Raw genomic sequence first — 18,524 nt, 5'->3', positions numbered from 1 at the left:
GCGCGCAGCGGGAGCCGGTTTCGCCGGAGGAGGAATTGTTTGTTTTCTCCCGCTCGGCGGCGCGATCTGCTATAATGAAGAAGGAATACATATGTTCGCTTATTGACGGGAGAGAAATGGATTGCGCATATTGGGCATCGATCCGGGCATAGCCATCGTCGGATTCGGCTTTATCGAGAAACAAGGCAGCAGATTGACGCCGATTCAATACGGCTCCATTCAAACCGAGGCGCATACCGATCCGGCGCAACGACTGAAAGCCGTTTACGATTCCATTCGCGAACTGATCGACAAATACAAGCCGGACGAAGTGGCGATCGAGAAGCTGTTTTTCAACCGCAACGTGACGACGGCGTTCGCTGTCGGACAGGCGCGCGGCGTGCTCATCCTGGCCGCGGTGCAGAACGGGCTGCCGGTGGCGGAATATACGCCGCTGCAAGTGAAGCAAGCCATCGTCGGCTACGGCAAGGCGGAGAAGAAGCAAGTGCAGGAGATGGTGCGCATGTTTCTGAAGCTGCAGGCGGCGCCGAAGCCGGACGACGTCGCCGACGCGCTGGCGGTCGCTATCTGCCACGCTCATTCGTCGACACTGGCTCACCATATAAGCGAGGTTACGAAACGATGATCGACTTTTTGCGCGGGCAATTGGCCCATCGGGAAACGGACTATGTCGTGCTGGACGTCGGCGGCGTCGGCTACCGGGTGTTTTGCCCGAATCCGTACGCCTTGACGGACGAAGGCAAGTCTTATACTCTCTTCATTCACCATCATGTTCGCGAGGATGCGATTCTGCTGTACGGCTTCGCAACGCGCGACGAGCAGACGATGTTTCGCAAGCTGCTCGAAGTAAGCGGCGTTGGGCCGAAGGTGGCGCTCGGCATCTTGTCAGCGGGCCGTCCCGACGCGATTGTCGCCGCGATTTACCAGGAAGATCTGACGTTCCTCACGCGGCTGCCCGGCATCGGCAAGAAGACGGCGCAGCGCATCGTGCTCGACCTGAAGGATAAGCTGGCCGATCTGCCGGCCGCGATTCCGGCCGCCGCTACGGCAGCGGCAACGGGCCGCGGGTCCGCGCGGCCGGCGCCGGGCGGCGGCGAGTGGGGCGAAGCGAAGCTGGCGCTGCTCGCGCTTGGCTACACGGAAGCGGAAACGGACCGCGTCTGGCCGGCCGTCAAGGAGAAGGCCGCCGCCGGAGCGTCGGTCGACGCGTATGTCAAGCTGGCGCTGCAGGAACTGTTCAAGGGCTGACCCGCTTTGGGCGTGTCCGACCACTATTACCGGTTAGGAGGGTCCCCCTTGGAGGATCGCATCATATCGGCGAATTTGATGATGGAGGATCAAACCGTCGAGCTGAGTTTGCGCCCGCGCTACTTGAACGAGTATATCGGGCAGACGCAGGCGAAGGACAATTTGAAAGTATACATCGAAGCGGCCAAGCTGCGCGGCGACGCGCTCGATCATGTGCTGCTGTACGGGCCGCCGGGCCTCGGCAAAACGACGCTCTCCAACATTATCGCCAACGAGCTCGGCGTCAACATCCGTACGACTTCGGGACCGGCGATCGAACGCCCCGGCGATTTGGCGGCGATTTTGACCAACCTGCAGCACGGCGACGTGCTGTTCATCGACGAAATTCACCGGCTGCACCGGACGGTGGAGGAAGTGCTGTACCCGGCGATGGAAGATTACGCGCTCGACATTATTATCGGCAAAGGGCCGAGCGCACGTTCCGTGCGGCTCGACTTGCCGTCGTTTACGCTCGTCGGGGCGACAACGCGGGCCGGGCTGCTGTCGGCGCCGCTGCGCGACCGGTTCGGCGTCGTCAGCCGGCTGGAATACTACACCGTCGCCGAGCTGACATACATCGTCACGCGCACGGCGGACATTCTCCAGGTCGCCATTCATGAGGAAGCCGCCGAAGAAATCGGCAAACGGTCGCGCGGCACGCCGCGGATCGCCAATCGGCTGCTGAAGCGGCTGCGCGATTTTGCCCAGGTGAGGGGCGACGGCATCATTACGCTCGATATCGCCCGGGCGGCGCTGAAGCTGATCCAGGTCGACGACCTCGGGCTCGATCAGATCGACCACAAGATGCTGCAGGCGATTATTACGAGCTTCAAGGGAGGTCCCGTCGGGCTGGATACGATCGCGGCGACGATAGGCGAAGAAAGCCAGACGATCGAGGACGTCTATGAGCCGTATTTGCTCCAGATCGGCTTCCTGCAGCGCACGCCGCGCGGCCGTATGGTGACGGCTCACGCGTACCGGCATCTCGGCTTGACGCCGCCGGAAGCATAATGAACGAGGGGGAAGCCGAATGAAGGAGCAATTGACGGTGTTGTACGACGAAACCTGCGTGCTTTGCAGGCGGACGGTCGATACGCTCGGCAAGCTTCGCACGACGGCGAAGCTCGTTATGCTGCCTTTGCAAAGCGCGCCGTCTGCCATGCTGCCCGCCGGATATGCGCGGGAGGAATTGCTCGCGCAGCTTCATGTAATCGATGAAGACGGCCGTCTGTACCGCGGCGCCGACGCCATTTTCCGCATCATGCGCTCGGTCCCCTCCTTGCGTTTTGTCGCCCCGCTGTACCGAATCCCCGGCATGAAACCGCTCGCCGACTCGATTTATCGCATCGTCGCCAAACACCGATATCGCCTGTTCGGACAAGTCGGCGACGACTGCTCCTCCGGTTCGTGCAAACTCCACCAAGGCAAGCATAGTGAGAAAACCTCTATCGAGCGGCCTTTCGAAGATGAGCGACCGCGCTCCACCCCACAAAGTGAAGATTAGCTTCGAAGTGTAGTCCGGGTACTTTGCGGGGACCCCGGCAGAGATAAGTTTTATCGCCAAAAATAATGGGCGTTTCCGTTTGTTTCGGAAACTTATCCAATCTATTGTGGTCAAAATAACGAATAAAGAATCAAATCTACGCCATATAAAACGCTTTCAAATTCAATTATACTTAGTTTGTAGCGTTTCCATCTTCCAATGTATCCCAGACGCTGGCGGCGGGTGCAGAATCACTCAGGCAGCGGATAGAAGCGCAATTGTGAATTCGATTCCGAGCGTCGTCAGGGTCGGTTGCAGAACGAATTTGGACGGAATGATACAGGAATAGTGCCTTCAAAAATGACTGAATATTCGGTCTATTTGGCTTGGATTCATCTGTTGTCACGGTGCGCTTTCAATGAGGAACGGGAATGATGATGGACGGTTGGACGTTGCAGGAGAGGAGGAAGCGGATGATCGCCAGACAGCTGGATAAAAGCGACATTGAACGGCTGATCGACAAAACGGCCGGCAAAATGAAGCGGCTGGAAATCCAAATCGAAGAAGACACGCCCGCCAGCATCATTTCGATGGATACCTGGGATTGGTCGCAAGGTGTCGGTTTGTTTTCGCTCTACAAATATTATTTGGAATCCGGCGACCAGAACGTGCTCGATGCCATCATCGACTGGTTCGACCGACGTTTGCAAGAAGGACTCCCGCCGAAAAATGTCAACACGATGTGCCCGCTGCTCACCCTCAGTTATATTTGCGAGTTGAAGACGGCGAACCAGGCGCAATACTTGAGCGTGTGCAAGGAATGGGCAGCGTACGCCGTCGAAGGGTTGCTCCGAACGCCGGAGAACGGCATCACGCATGTTGCCATCGATCACGACAACAGCGGAGAGTTGTGGGCGGATACGCTTTACATGACCGTGCTGTTTATTGCGCGCATGGGTGTGCTGCAAGGTCGCGACGATTATGTGCAGGAGAGCATCCATCAAATTCTCGTTCACCTGAAATATTTGACCGATAAGGAAACCGGGTTGTTTTATCACGGATGGACATTTCAGGAACGCCATCATTTCGCTGGCGCGTTATGGGGACGGGGCAATGCGTGGTATTTAGCCGGGATGGTCGATTATTTCGAGATTGTCAAGCTTCCTCTCGGGGTGGAAATGTTTCTGATCTCCTCGCTCGAGCGTCAGGTGCAGAAGCTGGTCGCCCTGCAAGCCAAAAGCGGGATGTGGCATACGCTTCTTGACGATCCGACCTCATACGAGGAAACGTCGGCTACGGCTGGATTCGCTTACGGCATTCTGAAAGCGGTGCGCAAAGGGTATTTGAGCGAGGAATACGCGGATGTAGGCATCAGGGCGATGCACGCGGTCATCGGCCGAATCGATGCGGATGGCGCCGTGCAAGGCGTATCGTACGGTACGAGGATGGGGCGTACGCTCGGGTTTTACAAGCAAATCCCGCAATGCCCGATGCCTTACGGTCAATCGATGACGCTGCTTATGCTTGTCGAAAGCCTTCATTTGTTTCGATAACTTCGCTTGCAAGGTTGAATTCTCGAAAAAGGTTGTGATGGTATGGAATCCTCATCGATCCCGGTCAAAGCGAATTCGGTAACGGGGGTGAAAAAGCAGCCCCGCGCCGTGCGGGAAATCAAACGAAATTTCGATTTGTATTTGTACTTGGTACCCGGCTTCTTGTTCTTCGTCGTGTTTGCATACATTCCAATGTTCGGTGTCGTCATTGCATTCAAAGACTACAACATTTTCAAAGGAATTCTCGAAAGCGATTGGGTTGGCTTCCGGTTCTTCAAAGAAATGATTGAACTGCCCAACTTTTTCCCGATGATCCGCAACACCCTGCTGCTGAACATCCTTGGCCTGATCTGCGGATTTCCGGCTCCGATCATTTTGGCGATTATGCTGAACGAAATGCGAGCCAAAGTGTTCAAGCGTGTCAGCCAATCACTGCTATATTTACCGCATTTTATGTCCTGGATTGTGCTTGGCGGTATGATCTACCAAATTTTGTCGCCCAAATACGGCGTTCTGAATGAAGTGATGAGCTGGTTCGGGTTGCCCAGCATTTATTTCATGGCGGATAAAGGCTGGTGGGTGGCCGTCTATGTCCTTTCCAGCATATGGCAAGGAGCGGGCTGGGGGACGATCCTGTACCTCGCAACGATGACGACGATCGACCCGTCGCTTTACGAAGCGGCAGTGATCGACGGAGCCGGCCGTTGGAAACGAATCAAACATATTACGATTCCCGGCATCGTGCCTACAATGGCTGTTTTGCTTATCTTCAATGTCGGCGGTTTGGTGTCGATCGGCTTCGAGCACCCTTACGCGCTGGCCAATCCGCTCGTCAACGGAGTGTCTCAGGTTATTAGTATCGGGATCTATGAAATGGGTATCCAGCAAGCGGCGTTCTCCATTACGACGGCGATTGGCCTGACACAGTCTGTCGTCAATCTGATTCTGATCTGGACGGCCAATTATACCGTTCGCAGGATGGGGCAAGAAGGTTTGTGGTAACTCGGCCGTAAGGCCAGTTTCTAGATGGAGGAGGAGCTTCGATGGAAGAGGCGTATGTAACAAAAAGAAGCAGCAAGTTCAGCATGATGACTGGCTGGGATATCGCCTTTCATATATTCAATTATACTTGTGTGGCCGTCTTCACTTTCGTCTGTATGTTTCCGTTTTTCAACTCGGTTGCGAATGCGTTCAGCAGCAACGCTGCCATTCAAACCGGAAAAGTTGTGCTGTGGCCCATCGGGTTCCAGCTTGATGCGATCAAGGCGACCCTTCATAACAGTTCGATTATACGCGCCTTTTGGGTAACGGTTTTCATTACGGTCGTCGGAACGGCGCTCAATATGCTCTTTACGGTAATGACCGCGTATCCGTTATCGCGACGAGACTTATGGGGCCGCAAATTTTATATGAATTTCCTGCTCGTCACGATGCTGTTCAGCGGGGGGCTTATTCCGAGCTATTTGCTCGTTCGCGAATTGGGGCTGATCAATTCCATATGGGTGCTTATCATTCCCGGTTTGATCGGCGTATTTAATGTGATTATTATGAAAACGTTTTTTCAGAACATCCCTGGCGAGCTTTGGGACGCTGCGGTCATGGACGGCTGCGGCAATACCAGATACGTGCTGCGCGTCGTGCTTCCGCTGTCGGCGGCCTCGATTGCAACCATCAGTCTGTTCTACGCGGTCGGACACTGGAACACTTATATGAGCGCCATCATTTATATCAACAACCCGGATTTATACACGCTGCAGGTGAAACTGAGGAACTTGCTGCTGTTGTCGCAGATGGACACCAACCTCGAAACGCTGGCAACAGTCGATAAATTGAATGTGGTTGAGGAATCGCTCAAATCCGCCGTCATTGTTTTTGCGACAGTGCCGATTCTCGTCGTGTATCCATTCCTGCAAAAATATTTCGTCAAAGGTTCTTTGCTGGGTTCGGTCAAAGGGTAACTGGCCACAAGCGGCAGGATGCGGATTTCCAACCTTTACCGGGGTTGTCCGCCTCATATAAATGATTCCTGCAAACCAAATTAAGGAGGAAATGCAGCTATGGGGAAAATGCGAAAAGGGGCTTTAGGCGCGCTGGCGTCGGTTATGATGATGTCGACCTATCTGGTCGCCTGCTCAAGTTCAAAGGAAAACACAAGCAGTCCGTCCACCTCGCCGTCATCGTCGACAGCGGCCAGCGCATCGCCGAAACCGTCGGAAGCGCCGAAAATTACCAAGATTAAAGTGGAGCTTTGGGACCGTGGCAATCAACCGGCAGGAACACCTGCGCTGAAAGACAACGTTATCGTCAAATGGGTCAACCAACAGCTCGCTCCTCTCGGCGTAGAGGTCGAATACGTGCAAATTCCGCGCGCCGAAGAAAGCACGAAATTGAGCGTTTGGCTTGCGTCAGGGGATTCGCCGGATGTCATTCTTACGTATGACATCGGGGTCATGAACAAATATGCCGAACAAGGCGGATTATGGGATCTCGGAGCGGCACTCGACAAATTCGGTCCGAACATCAAGAAAAACAACAAAGCGGCACTTGACGTTGCCGGTGTTTATAAAGACAAACGTTACGCAATTCCGGCCTTGCGCGGCAATCCGTACGGCGGCGCGAACATGTCGATCCGCAAAGACTGGCTCGACAAGCTTGGTTTGCCGGTTCCGAAAACGGTCGACGAGCTTACGGCAGCGCTGAAAGCGTTCAAGGAGAAAGATCCGGGCGGCGTAGGCAAAGACAAAGTCGTTCCGTGGGGCTTGCCTGCACTCACCGGCAACGGTCAAGCGACTTTCATGTACGGCATGATGGCAGCGTTCGGCATCCGCAGCGACGGTCCGGCTCCTTCCAACGTCTACATGCAATCCGGCAACTTCGAGAATGGCAAATTTACATCTAGCGTCGCGATGCCGGAAGGCAAAGAATATTTCCGCTGGATGAACCAGTTGTTCAAGGACGGATTGATCTCGAAGGAGTTTGCAACCGATGCGAACTCGACACGCTACAATCAGGACTTTGCCAACGGTCTGGTCGGATTTATGGACGCAAACAACCCAGCCGCATACCAAAACATTCTCATGAGAAAAACAGGGCCGAAAACGGGTCAATATGTAACATTGGATCCGATGAAAGACCCGAAAGGCAACTACTTCTTCAATAAAACTGCCGACTACGGCATGATGATCATGGTGCCGAAATCCAGCTCGCAAGAAAAAATGGAAGCGGCTGTGAAGTATTTGGACTGGATGGCCAAACCGGAAAACATCGAAGCGCTCAACTCCGGGTTGGAAGGCGTTCACTTCAAACGCGTCGACGGCGCACGCGTACCGATCGATCCGGAGAAGAACAAGCAAGAACTGTGGGTCTTCGGCGGCGGCGATCTCGAGATCATTCAGCAAGGCAACACGGTAACAACGGATCGCAAAATTATGATCGCCGAGCAGTCTACCAGCACGGACTTGAATACGCCGCAACTGCGCGAAGAATACGCCGATCTTACGCTCGCATTCTATGAGAGCGTGAAAAAATACGGCATGACAGGACTGCCAATCACTGCACCTCGCCCGGTTAACGACAAGATCGGTGCAAACCTTGGCAAATATATTGGCGAAGCTATCTCGAAAGTCATCATCGCCAAAGACTTCGATGCCGAATACGCCAACCTGCTGAAAGGCTGGGAAGCGAACGGCGGCAAAGATTATGACAAAGAAGTTACGGATATCCTGAACCAAATGGGCTTCAAAGGAATGAAAAAAGCGTTCTAAATGAAATAACAAAAACGGTTGAGCGGATCATTGATCCGCCCAACCGTTTTTGTTATGCCCCATCCGATAAAAAATGGTTGAACGGATGCTGGATCCGCTCAACCATTTTGTGTTTGACCTGTTACTGCGCCGTTTTTTCCGTTTTCTTGAACAGATGCAGGCTTTCGACAAGCATGAGCAAGGCGAGCGACTGGCCGTACGGCATCGGGCATTGCGGGATTTGTTTGTAGAAGGCGAGCGTGCGTCCCATTCGTGTGCCGTACGATACGCCGTGCAAAGCGCCGCTTTCGTCGATTTGGCCGCTTACGGCTTGTAGCGCTCGTTTGCCCGTTTCGACAAATTCTTCGCTTACATAACCTTTACGCACCGCCTTCAGGATGCCGTAGGCGAAACCGGCGCTTGCCGACGTTTCCTCGTATGAGGTCGGGTCGTCGAGCAGCGTATGCCACAATCCGTTTTTCGATTGCAGGAGGGCCAGTTGTTGAATTTGTCTCTCCAGGGAAGAGAGAAGAAACATTTCCACGCCGATCGGGAGCTTGACGATGTCGAGATAATCGACGAGCCCCGCCATGTGCCATGCATTGCCTCGCCCCCAAAGCGCGCGGGCAAAATGATGACCGCCCATAAACGTCCACCCGTGATACAATAAACCGCTTTCCAAATCGGTCAAGTACTTGATGTGCACGAGCATTTGGCGGATGCTTTCCTGCACGTAATCATCCCGATCCAGCAATACGCCCATTCGGGCGATGAAGAGAACGGTCATATACAACGTATCCGGCCACAACTCGCCGGTATTGTCGTTGTCGACGACGACATGGGTAATGCCGAATTCCGGCGTTCGCGGCATTTCGTACACCGCATAGCTGACCCATTCCTCGCATAGATGCAAATAGTCGGCATTGCCCGTTTCTTCGTATAAATACGACAATGTCAACAACGGGCACATGGTGTTGACGTTTTTCGAAGGCAATCCTTCGCGTATGCGTTGATCGAACCAACTCGTCAAGTAGGCGAGCACGGCTTCATCCCGCGTTTCCCTGAAATAACGATAGAGCGAAAACAAACCTACGCCCTGGGACCAGTCCCACACGTCCATCGAAATGATGCTCGCCGGGGTGTCTTCCTGGATGCTGATATCCAAACTGTTCATTTTATCGATTACTTTTCCAATGAGCACCTCAACTTCGCTTTTTCCCAAATTTTTGGCGATCATTTTTTTCCTCCTAATATGCTTCTGCATCAAGATCGGAATCGTTTACGTCGCCTTCCCGTTATTTTTATATTCTTTAGGAGAAACGCCTTCCATTCGTTTGAATACGTGATAAAAATAAGCATACTCTTTGAATCCTACCATGTCGCCTACCTGATTTACATTGTATTTGCCGTCCTTCAGCAGCCGTTTCGCCGCTTCGATCCGAGCCCGCGCGACCAAATCGGTAAAAGTAACGCCGGTCGCTTTCCGAATGGTTCGGCTCAAATGGCTGGGGCTGTAACCGAACTTGTTCGCCGTGGAGGCCAGGCTGATATCCCGGTTGTAATGGCTATTGATATGTTCCTGCACCTGTTTGACGAACGGGATGTATTCTTTGCCGGCATTGCCCAGCTTATCCTTTACCTCGATGAACAAGGCGGACAGGAAGAAGCTCGCTTCCTGGATGTCTTCAAGCTGAAGCGCTTCATCCAGAAGCTGGTCCACGCTTTTGTCCAAGCCGCATTCGTTTCGCGTAATGCGGTAAAAGTACAGAACGGCGTTCATGCATAGTTGGGAAACCAATCCTTTGATGACAGACGGGTTGCCGTTGCTGTACGCCTTTATTTTGGCAAGCAGTCGATTCGTATAAGCGTCAATTTCAGCGGTGGAGGCACGCTCCAGCGTGGAATCGAATTGCTCGAGCTCCTGAAGGATCGAGCCGATGTTAACGCTTTCATAATCATGCCCGTCATCCTCTGCCGTTTCGTGCAGGGCGATGCCGCCACTTGTCGATTCCGCGTGCCGCTGATGCAAAAGAGAGGGGACTGTTCGCCGGATGTTATCCAAATCTCTTACCGCGGATTCGACGGCCTTGTATAGTTCTTCGCGTTGCAAAGGTTTGGCGACGACGGCATGAACCTTCTGAAGAAACGGATGTTTTCCCGGCTCGAAATCACCCTTCCATGAGGTCAGAATCGTCTTGGCCGTCGGGTAATTGTCGTTCATCCAATCTGCCAACTCGAGACTGTCTTTGTCCGTCTTGCGGATGTCGGCGATCACGATGTCCGGCTGCAATTGTTGGATCATCGTTTTGCCTTGCGAACCGTTCTCGGCCTGACCGATTACCCGGCAATTCAGCTTTCGCCAATCGAACGTATGGACGATCAAATGGCGATCTATTGCCGTATTATTGATGACAAGCACTGTTATCGTCATTTTTCCCTCCCTGCCTGCATTTGGTTTCAGGGGGTAAGTTCTTGTCGATCCGTTCGAGATTATACCACTTTAATTGTATGCGATGAATGGCGGTTTTTTTATCTTATAATATTGCTCTTTCATGAGTTTTTTTGTCCTTATTGGGTAGCTTGATGTGCGGTAAAAAATGTAAATATTTAGTAAAATAGAGAAATTGCATATTCTTGAAAATCCGGCGGCGAAGCGTTGCCAAGTGTCGATTGCTGCCGAAACTTCGCCCGGGCAAGGGTAACTTTTTCCTCTTCGCTGCGTCTAAACAACTATCATGGGCGAAGAGAGGACGAATCGACAGCATGAACCTAACGATGCGACGCAAGATGTTGACGGCCTTGTTATGTGTTGGCGTCTGGAGCGCCGGGTACGGGGCCGGTGCAGCGGAGGCGGCGGATGCCGCACCCAAAGACAAAGCCGCAACCCCCGCAACGGAGGCAGCTTCCGGCAATGGCGCGACTCCAGTCAACGCGGCCAATCCCCCCGTCACCGATGCGGCAGTTCCGAAGGAAGATTCGATTCGCGTAGCGCTATATCTCGATACGAAAGAATACAGCCGTACGGTGCCGTCCGTTACGTTCACTGCCCCGGCCGGGCTGCGGGCAGGCTTTGGCGCGCCCGGTGCCGGCAGCGCGGTGCTGGCTACGACAGACGGCAAGCCGCTGCGCGCCAGCCTGGACCAGTTTCGCGTGTTGCTGCTTGAAACGGGAGATGCTGCACAGGCGCAGAAGCTGGCGGACAAGCTGGACGGCGCCGTCGTATGGAAGACGAGCAAAGCCGGCAAGGACGTTTACCGCGTGCTTGCCGGTCCGTACGCAACGGCGGAAAGTGCGGCCGCCGCGAAGGAGACGCTGGCGAAGACGACCGGGCTTCCGGCATCGTCGTTCGCCGTGAAAGGCGCGCTGCGACTGAGCGCCGGCGACTATGCGAGCGAGCCGGAGGCGGCAGCGCAGCTGGCGGCGGTAGCCAAAGCCGGCTTCGATGCGGCGATTGCGGTGCAAGGCTCCGACGCGGGCAAGATCGGCTACGCCGTGTGGATCGGTGATGAAGCCGATCCGGCGCAGCTGGCGGCGCTGCAGCAGCAAGCGACGAAAGCGCTGCCTGGCGTGGCGCTGCAGCCGGCCGATACGAAGGCGCCGTATTTGCTCTTGCGGAGCGACGCCGCGGACGGCGCCGAGCCGGTGACGCATGCGGCGATCAATCCGGCCGCCGGCGCCAGGATGTGGGTCGCGCCGCAAGCGGGCAAGCTGACCGTGCGCGAGAAGAGCGGCCGCACTTATCGCGGCTTTGCGGAGCTGAGCCAGTTGAACGGCAAGCTGGCCGTTATTAACGAATTGCCGCTGGAGCAATACTTGTACGCGGTTGTCTCCTCCGAAATGAGCACCGGCTGGCCACTGGAGGCACTGAAGGCCCAGGCGGTTGCGGCTCGTACATATGCGGTTCGCAAGAACATGGCTTACACCGTCGCCGACGTGACCGATACAACACTCGATCAGGCTTACGAAGGCAAAGAATTCGACGATGTCGTCAAAGCGGTGGACGCCACGCGCGGCGAAATTATCGTCGATGCCGCCGGCAAGCCGATCGAGGCGCTGTTCTCGTCCAACGCCGGCGGCATGACGGCCGACAATGCCGAAGCGTGGCGGGGCAAAGCGCCGTATTTTCGCGCGGGGGCTAGCCCCGACGACGGCGATGCGGCGGGCCGCCTGAACTGGCTTCGCGTTGCGATGGCGGACGGCAGGCTCGGTTATGTGCGCTCCGACCTGCTGCGCGACACGGGCCAGCGCAATCCGCTTGGGCTAACCGTGTACACGGCGACCGAAAAGGGCGTCAATGTCCGCGAAGCGCCGTACACGTGGGACAATGCGGCCAATCCGGGTTTTGCCCAGTTGAATCCGGGCGATGCCGTTGTGGCGATCGGCCAGGAGAAGGAATCGAGCTCGTACAATTGGCTGTCGGTTCCGCTGCGCGGCAGCGAGCTGCTCGCCAGCCTGAACAAACAGCTGAGCGCGCCGCTCGCCGGGCCGCTGACATCGCTGCAGGTCGCTTCCCGCGGGCCGTCCGGCCGCGTTACGCTGCTGCGTGCGAACGGCAAGGACGCGGCAGTCACGTACCCCGACTCGTACCGCAGCGCGCTGGGAGGGCTGCGCAGCACGCTGTTTGAAATCGAAGAGACCGGCAGGTATACTATATTGGGTGCGGACGGCCGCACAACAAGCCATCCGGAAACGACGGCGGCGCCGGTCATCGCTTCGGCATTCGGCGCTGCAACGACCGGCGGCAAGTCGACGGCCGGCAACATGCTTGTGCTCGGCAGCGGCGGCACGCTGCGCGCGGTCACCGCCGAGCCGCAATTCATTTTCCGCGGCAAAGGGTTCGGCCACGGTCTTGGCATGTCGCAGTGGGGAGCGCGCGGGTATGCCGAGCTGGGGTATGATTACCGGTATATTTTGCAAAACTATTTTGCGGGGACGACTATCGTCAAGCCATAGAGGATGAACGGAATGGACGTGCAACAATTCGATTTTGAGCTGCCGGAGGAACTGATCGCCCAGACGCCGCTTGAGAACCGGACGGAATCGCGCCTGCTTGCGCTTGACAAGCGGACAGGCGCTACCGGGCATCACCGGTTCGCCGATTTGAAACAATACTTGCAAGCCGGGGATCTGCTCGTACTCAACGATACGAGAGTCATTCCAGCCCGGCTTTTCGGCGTGAAGCCGGATACCGGGGCCAGGGCGGAGCTGCTGCTGCTCCGGCAGCTGGAGGAGGACCGCTGGGAAGTGCTGCTGCGTCCGGCCAAACGATTCCGAAAAGGTGCAGTCATCGTATTCGCAGAACAATCTTCCGCGGGCGGAACGGGCGATCCGGCTTTCAGCGCCGTCGTCGAGGAAGAAGGCGAGATGGGCGGCCGCATCGTCAAGTTTCGGTATGAAGGAGTATTCAACGAGTGGCTCGACCGTCTGGGCCAAATGCCGTTGCCGCCTTACATTAAAGAAACGCTGTCCGACAAGGAGCGGTATCAAACCGTTTACGCCAAGCACGAAGGGTCCGCCGCCGCGCCAACGGCAGGTTTGCATTTTACCCGGCCGTTCCTGCAGGAACTGGAGGACGCAGGCGTCGGCATCGCCTATGTTACGCTTCACGTCGGGCTTGGCACGTTTCGTCCCGTAAGTGTGGATACGGTAGAAGAGCATCGGATGCATGCCGAATATTTTCAGCTGCCGCAAGAAACGGCGGATGCGATCAACCGCACCCGCGCCGCCGGCGGCCGCATCGTGGCGGTTGGCACCACGTCGGCGCGCACGCTCGAAACGGCGGCAAGGCTGTGTGCCGGCGGCGACGCTGCCGCGCCTGAACTGTCGCTGACGCTCCGGGCTTGCAGCGGCTGGACCGACATCTTTTTGTACCCCGGCGTACCGATTAAACTCGTCGATGCGCTGCTGACCAATTTTCATTTGCCAAAATCGACGTTGCTGATGCTGATCAGCGCTTTGGCCGGCACGGAGCATGTGCTGCATGCTTATCGCGAAGCGGTGGAGCGGCGGTACCGGTTCTTCAGCTTCGGCGACGCCATGTTCATTCATTAAACGAGCATTAATTGGAGGGCAACACCCGATGGCGATCACCTACGAACCGATCAAAACATGCCGGCAATCCGGCGCCCGTCTGGGACTTGTACATACGCCGCACGGTACGATCGAGACGCCTGCCTTCATGCCGGTCGGCACGCTGGCGACCGTCAAGACGGTCAGTCCCGAAGAATTGAAACTTATGGACGCGCAAATCGTACTAAGCAATACGTATCACCTGTTTCTCCGTCCAGGCCACGAAATCGTCCGCCGCGCAGGCGGCTTGCACAAGTTTATGAACTGGGACCGGCCGATCTTGACCGACAGCGGCGGCTTTCAGGTGTTCAGCTTGAGCGACAGGCGCAAGATCAAGGAAGAAGGCGTCGAATTTCGTTCGCACCTGAACGGCGACAAGCTGTTCCTTTCGCCGGAAGTTGCGATGCAGATTCAGAACGCGCTCGGCGCCGACATCATTATGGCGTTCGACGAATGCGCGCCGTACCCGGCCGAGCACGGTTATGTCAAACAGTCGCTCGAGCGGACGACGCGCTGGGCCGAACGATGCCTGCTCAGCCACGAGCGGCCGCACGATCAGGGACTGTTCGCGATCGTGCAGGGAGGCATGTTCGCCGACCTGCGCAAACAGAGCGCAACCGAGTTGACTTCCATGGATTTCCCGGGTTATGCTATTGGAGGACTTAGCGTGGGCGAACCGAAACCGCTGATGTATGAGGCGTTGGAGGAGACGGTGCCGCTATTGCCGACCGGCAAGCCGCGTTATTTGATGGGCGTCGGTTCTCCGGATGCGCTGGTGGAAGGGGCTATCCGCGGCATCGATATGTTCGACTGCGTGCTGCCGACCCGCATCGCCCGCAACGGCACGGTCATGACCGGCACGGGAAGGCTCGTCGTGCGCAACGCGAAGTACGCCGAAGATTTCGGCCCGTTGGACCCGGCTTGTACCTGCTACACCTGCCGCCATTATTCCCGGGCTTATATCCGGCACTTGATCAAGGCGGACGAAACGTTCGGCATCCGGCTGACGTCGATACATAACCTGCATTTCCTGCTGGAGCTGATGCGCGGCGTCAGACAAGCGATTCGCGAGGACAGGCTGCTCGATTTCCGCGACGAATTTTTTGCGGCGTACGGCATGGACGAGAACGGGAAAGGCTTTTGACCGACACTATATTTGGAGGGGTTTTCATGTGGTATTTGGCCGCCGATGAGGCGACTACGGGCAGCGGCAGCAACATGCTGTTCACGTTCGGCCCAATCGTATTGATGTTTGTGGTGCTTTATTTCTTGCTCATTCGCCCGCAGCAACGGAAACAGAAGACGAGGGTGAGCATGCTCGGCCAGCTGAAGAAAGGCGACAAAGTGGTAACGATCGGCGGCCTGCACGGCACGATCATGGAGATTACGGACGATATCGTAGTGCTTCGCGTCAACGATACGATGAGAATGACGTTCGATCGCTCGGCGATCAATTCGGTCACGCAATCCGCTGTATCGGATACACAGGAGAAGAAATGAAACAAAGCGGCTTCCGGATTCCGGAGCCGCTTTGTTTGTCGTTACTTGCCGATTTGTCGGCTGCGGAGCAGGCCGCTGAGCAAGTTCGTCACCAGCAGCGGCTTGCCTTCCGCGATGCGCAGCGCGGTGCGGGCGGCGAACAAACCGAGCAGCATGCCGGCGCACATGTCGGTCAGCCAGTGAATGCCGAGATAGAAGATCGAGAAGATGATGAACACCGCCGAACAAGCGGTAAACACTCGCCAGAAGCGGTTGTTCGAACGCATCGCGATGACCGCCATCGTGACGGAAATCGACGTATGCAGGCTCGGAAAACAGTTGTCAATGCCGGACAGCGGCCTGTAATCCTGCTCGAAGGTCGGAAACAGGTCGTGGATGAGCATCGATACATTCGGGTGAAACGACCATACTTCGCGCACCGGGAAAAACAAATAAAACGGAATCGCAATCAAATAGTTGAAGATAAGCGCGTAGCATACGGCGTAAAACAACTTGTACTGTTTCGTATATGTATAGAACAGCGTCGATGCGATCATGACCGACGTAAAAACGACGACATAGAAGAAAGTCGATGCTTGCGTGAGCGCGTCATTGCGGAACCAGGTTTGAATCGATGCGACAAAATTGCCTTCCAGCGCATAGATTTGGTCGGTGAAGTCGGCCCGGCTGTGCATGTGTTGTTCAAGCCAGAGCTCCATTTTGTTCGAAAACAGGATGGCGATCATGGCGGTAAAATGGAGTAAATATTTGCGTGACGTGAACATTTCCTGAACAAACGCGCCGGCGGCAAAAAACGGATTCGTGCGAATCGAGAACAGCAGCAGGAAAAACGTCGTGATCACAATGGCCAAAACGACATGATTCATCGACTGGTAAAAAAAAGTCATGGCGCGAAACGTCCCCCATCCGGGTTTTATTGCGCAATTGGTTGGACAAGCGAACTCATTATAGCATAGTTTGCGCAGGAAGGGGAAATGGCAGTCTCACTTGCGGCCGGATGCGTTGACGCCGAACATGCCGCCAAGCGCGCCGGACAAAAAAGCGATGCCGATAAACAGCAGCGACTGGGCGTCCAAGCCGCGGTCGTAGCCGAGAAAGGCGACAAGCCAGACGACCAACGCGTACAAGACGCCAAGCACCCCGCCGTAGTACCAGCCTCTTCGTCCCGCGCGCTTGCCCGCCGCGTATCCGCCAAGCAGCAGCGATAAAACGTGAATGACATACGCATACACCGGCAACTCGTCTTCCTGCTGGCTTGTGGCCAGCAATAGGAGCGACGCGACGATCGTCAGCAGCCCCATGGCGAAAAAAGCGTAAGTCAATCCGGTGAGCAGCGGCGAAGACAGTTTGACGCGCGAATGTTTGACGATTTCGATCATGTTCCCTTCCCTCCCTGGAAAAATATGGCGAGACGGACATGAGCGGCTGCGGCCGCGCGTCGGTCTCTTCCGCTTATTGCTAGTGTATGGCCAAGCAGGCGACAGTAGACCAGCCGCAGAGGCCGGTATTGGCCAGGCGCCGCATTTTTTAGTATAGTCGAAGTAGAAACCCGTTCGAAGGATGTGATCGTTTGGAACTCGTATCCCAGCTGGAGAAGTGGCAGGTTATTGCTGCTGCAGTCATTTTTTTGCTCTGTTATGCGTTGATCGTGACGGAAAAAATCAACCGCGCCGTTATTGCGCTCGCCGGGGCGCTGCTCATGGTCGTGCTGGGCATCGTCGATTTGCAGGCGGCTTACGAGCGCCATATCGAATGGCAGACGATCTTCCTGCTCGTCGGCATGATGCTGCTCGTCGGCATTGCCGCCCGCAGCGGCATGTTTCAATATGCGGCGATCAAAACGGCGCAGGCGGCCGGAGGCAATCCGACGCGCATCTTGCTGCTGCTGTCGCTGATGACGGCGGTTGGCGCAGCGCTGCTCGACAACGTAACGGTTGTGCTGCTGATGGTGCCGATCACGATAGCGATAGCGCGCGTGCTGCATATTTCGCCGCTGCCGTTTCTCGTTTCCGAAATCATCAGCGCGAACATCGGCGGCACCGCCACCTTGATCGGCGACCCGCCGAACATCATGATCGGCTCGGCGACCAACCTTGATTTCAACGATTTTCTGATTCATCTGGGTCCGCCGGTTGTCATCATTTTGGCCGTTTCGCTGCTGCTCGTCGTTTGGGCCTACCGCTCCCACCTGCTCGTGTCCCGCATTCACCAGCAAGAGCTGATGAATGTCGACGCCCGCGCTTATATCGTCGACCGCAAGCTGATGGTCAAATCGCTTGTCGTGCTTGCGCTGACGCTGCTCGGCTTTTTTCTGCACGCCGTGCTGCATGTGGAGGCGGCGGTCGTTGCGGTTGCCGGGGCGACGCTGCTCATGCTGATCGGCGTCAAGGAAGAGGAACTGGACGAAACGTTCCGCTCGGTGGAGTGGGTGACGATTTTTTTCTTTGCCGGGCTGTTCGTACTGGTCGGCGGTTTGGTCGAATCCGGCATCATCGGCAAGCTGGCTACTTCGGTGATGCAAGTAACGGAAGGCAACATCGCGTTTACTTCGCTGCTTATCCTGTGGATATCGGGCATTGCGTCGGCTACGATCGACAACATTCCGTTCGTGGCGACGATGATTCCGCTTGTCCAGGATATTGGCGTGCAGATGAACGCAACCGACACGGCGCTTGAGCCGGTCTGGTGGTCGCTGGCGCTGGGCGCCTGCCTGGGCGGCAACGGCACTTTGGTGGGCGCGTCCGCCAACCTGATCGCTGCCGGCATCGCGAGCCGGGAAGGATATCGCATTACTTTCGTCGACTTTTTGAAAATCGGCGTGCCGGTTACGCTCGTATCGCTGCTGGTTTCGACGGCATACGTCGCCTGGGTGCTGGTGTAAGCCGGCAG

The 18,524-nt window shown here is 55.9% G+C and carries 17 protein-coding genes; 13 read left to right on the top strand and 4 right to left on the bottom strand.

Going from position 1 to position 18,524, the window contains the following annotated elements; genetic code table 11:
* Positions 1-121: 121 nt before the first annotated feature.
* The 8 genes from ruvC (at position 122) to EXY20_RS25875 (ending at position 8,087) form a co-directional block, all read left to right on the top strand.
* Positions 122-625: a crossover junction endodeoxyribonuclease RuvC gene (gene ruvC / locus EXY20_RS25910; RefSeq protein WP_135555033.1), complete on the top strand. Its 504-nt coding sequence runs from the start codon at positions 122-124 to the stop codon at positions 623-625.
* Positions 622-1,248 carry a Holliday junction branch migration protein RuvA gene (gene ruvA / locus EXY20_RS25905; protein ID WP_135555032.1) on the top strand — a complete coding sequence of 209 codons (627 nt, stop codon included), beginning with the start codon at positions 622-624 and terminating at the stop codon, positions 1,246-1,248. Before ruvC ends, ruvA begins: the two co-directional genes overlap by 4 nt.
* Before the next feature lie 48 nt (positions 1,249-1,296).
* Positions 1,297-2,298, top strand: coding sequence for a Holliday junction branch migration DNA helicase RuvB (ruvB, locus tag EXY20_RS25900; protein WP_135555031.1), 1,002 nt, complete (start codon positions 1,297-1,299; stop codon positions 2,296-2,298).
* A gap of 19 nt (positions 2,299-2,317) precedes the next feature.
* Positions 2,318-2,791: a thiol-disulfide oxidoreductase DCC family protein gene (locus tag EXY20_RS25895; RefSeq protein WP_135555030.1), complete on the top strand. Its 474-nt coding sequence runs from the start codon at positions 2,318-2,320 to the stop codon at positions 2,789-2,791.
* A gap of 410 nt (positions 2,792-3,201) precedes the next feature.
* Positions 3,202-4,323 carry a beta-galactosidase BglB gene (gene bglB, locus EXY20_RS25890; RefSeq protein ID WP_135555029.1) on the top strand — a complete coding sequence of 374 codons (1,122 nt, stop codon included), beginning with the start codon at positions 3,202-3,204 and terminating at the stop codon, positions 4,321-4,323.
* Between the two features lie 42 nt (positions 4,324-4,365).
* Positions 4,366-5,325, top strand: a complete 960-nt coding sequence (locus EXY20_RS25885; protein ID WP_135555028.1) for an ABC transporter permease — start codon at positions 4,366-4,368, stop codon at positions 5,323-5,325.
* Positions 5,326-5,366: 41 nt separating this feature from the next.
* Positions 5,367-6,281 (top strand): carbohydrate ABC transporter permease, encoded by a 915-nt coding sequence (locus tag EXY20_RS25880; protein ID WP_135555027.1) that lies wholly within the window; start codon positions 5,367-5,369, stop codon positions 6,279-6,281.
* 99 nt (positions 6,282-6,380) lie between these two features.
* Positions 6,381-8,087, top strand: a complete 1,707-nt coding sequence (locus tag EXY20_RS25875; protein ID WP_135555026.1) for an extracellular solute-binding protein — start codon at positions 6,381-6,383, stop codon at positions 8,085-8,087.
* 121 nt (positions 8,088-8,208) lie between these two features.
* On the opposite strand, the gene bglB (EXY20_RS25870) is transcribed toward EXY20_RS25875, so the two are convergent.
* Together bglB (EXY20_RS25870) and EXY20_RS25865 are read right to left on the bottom strand one after the other, a co-directional pair.
* A complete protein-coding gene (gene bglB / locus EXY20_RS25870) occupies positions 8,209-9,303 on the bottom strand; it encodes a beta-galactosidase BglB (protein WP_235886200.1) in 1,095 nt (364 codons plus the stop codon).
* A 42-nt stretch (positions 9,304-9,345) separates the two neighbouring features.
* Positions 9,346-10,497, bottom strand: a complete 1,152-nt coding sequence (locus EXY20_RS25865; protein ID WP_135555025.1) for a response regulator transcription factor — start codon at positions 10,495-10,497, stop codon at positions 9,346-9,348.
* A gap of 332 nt (positions 10,498-10,829) precedes the next feature.
* On the opposite strand from EXY20_RS25865, the gene EXY20_RS25860 reads away from it, so the two are divergent.
* Genes EXY20_RS25860 through yajC form a run of 4 tightly spaced genes read left to right on the top strand, consistent with a single transcriptional unit; the run spans position 10,830 to position 15,635 of the window.
* A complete protein-coding gene (locus tag EXY20_RS25860) occupies positions 10,830-13,019 on the top strand; it encodes a SpoIID/LytB domain-containing protein (protein WP_135555024.1) in 2,190 nt (729 codons plus the stop codon).
* A gap of 12 nt (positions 13,020-13,031) precedes the next feature.
* Entirely contained in the window at positions 13,032-14,117 is a 1,086-nt protein-coding gene (gene queA / locus EXY20_RS25855) for a tRNA preQ1(34) S-adenosylmethionine ribosyltransferase-isomerase QueA (RefSeq protein WP_135555023.1), read from the top strand.
* Between the two features lie 28 nt (positions 14,118-14,145).
* Positions 14,146-15,279 carry a tRNA guanosine(34) transglycosylase Tgt gene (gene tgt / locus EXY20_RS25850; RefSeq protein WP_135555022.1) on the top strand — a complete coding sequence of 378 codons (1,134 nt, stop codon included), beginning with the start codon at positions 14,146-14,148 and terminating at the stop codon, positions 15,277-15,279.
* A gap of 26 nt (positions 15,280-15,305) precedes the next feature.
* Positions 15,306-15,635, top strand: coding sequence for a preprotein translocase subunit YajC (gene yajC, locus EXY20_RS25845; RefSeq protein ID WP_135555021.1), 330 nt, complete (start codon positions 15,306-15,308; stop codon positions 15,633-15,635).
* Between the two features lie 41 nt (positions 15,636-15,676).
* Here yajC and EXY20_RS25840 read toward each other — a convergent pair whose 3' ends face one another.
* Positions 15,677-16,522: a phosphatase PAP2 family protein gene (locus EXY20_RS25840; RefSeq protein ID WP_135555020.1), complete on the bottom strand. Its 846-nt coding sequence runs from the start codon at positions 16,520-16,522 to the stop codon at positions 15,677-15,679.
* A 96-nt stretch (positions 16,523-16,618) separates the two neighbouring features.
* A complete protein-coding gene (locus tag EXY20_RS25835) occupies positions 16,619-17,014 on the bottom strand; it encodes a TIGR04086 family membrane protein (protein WP_135555019.1) in 396 nt (131 codons plus the stop codon).
* Between the two features lie 191 nt (positions 17,015-17,205).
* Between EXY20_RS25835 and EXY20_RS25830 the strand changes: the two genes are divergently transcribed.
* Positions 17,206-18,516 carry an ArsB/NhaD family transporter gene (locus tag EXY20_RS25830; protein WP_135555018.1) on the top strand — a complete coding sequence of 437 codons (1,311 nt, stop codon included), beginning with the start codon at positions 17,206-17,208 and terminating at the stop codon, positions 18,514-18,516.
* Positions 18,517-18,524: the final 8 nt, after the last annotated feature.

Origin of the sequence: Paenibacillus cymbidii (assembly GCF_004764705.1) — a bacterium.
In the GTDB taxonomy this organism is placed as follows: Bacteria; Bacillota; Bacilli; order Paenibacillales; family NBRC-103111; genus Paenibacillus_AN; species Paenibacillus_AN cymbidii.
The sequence above is the reverse complement of the archived record's forward strand: the minus strand, read 5'-3'. Positions and strand labels throughout refer to the sequence as shown.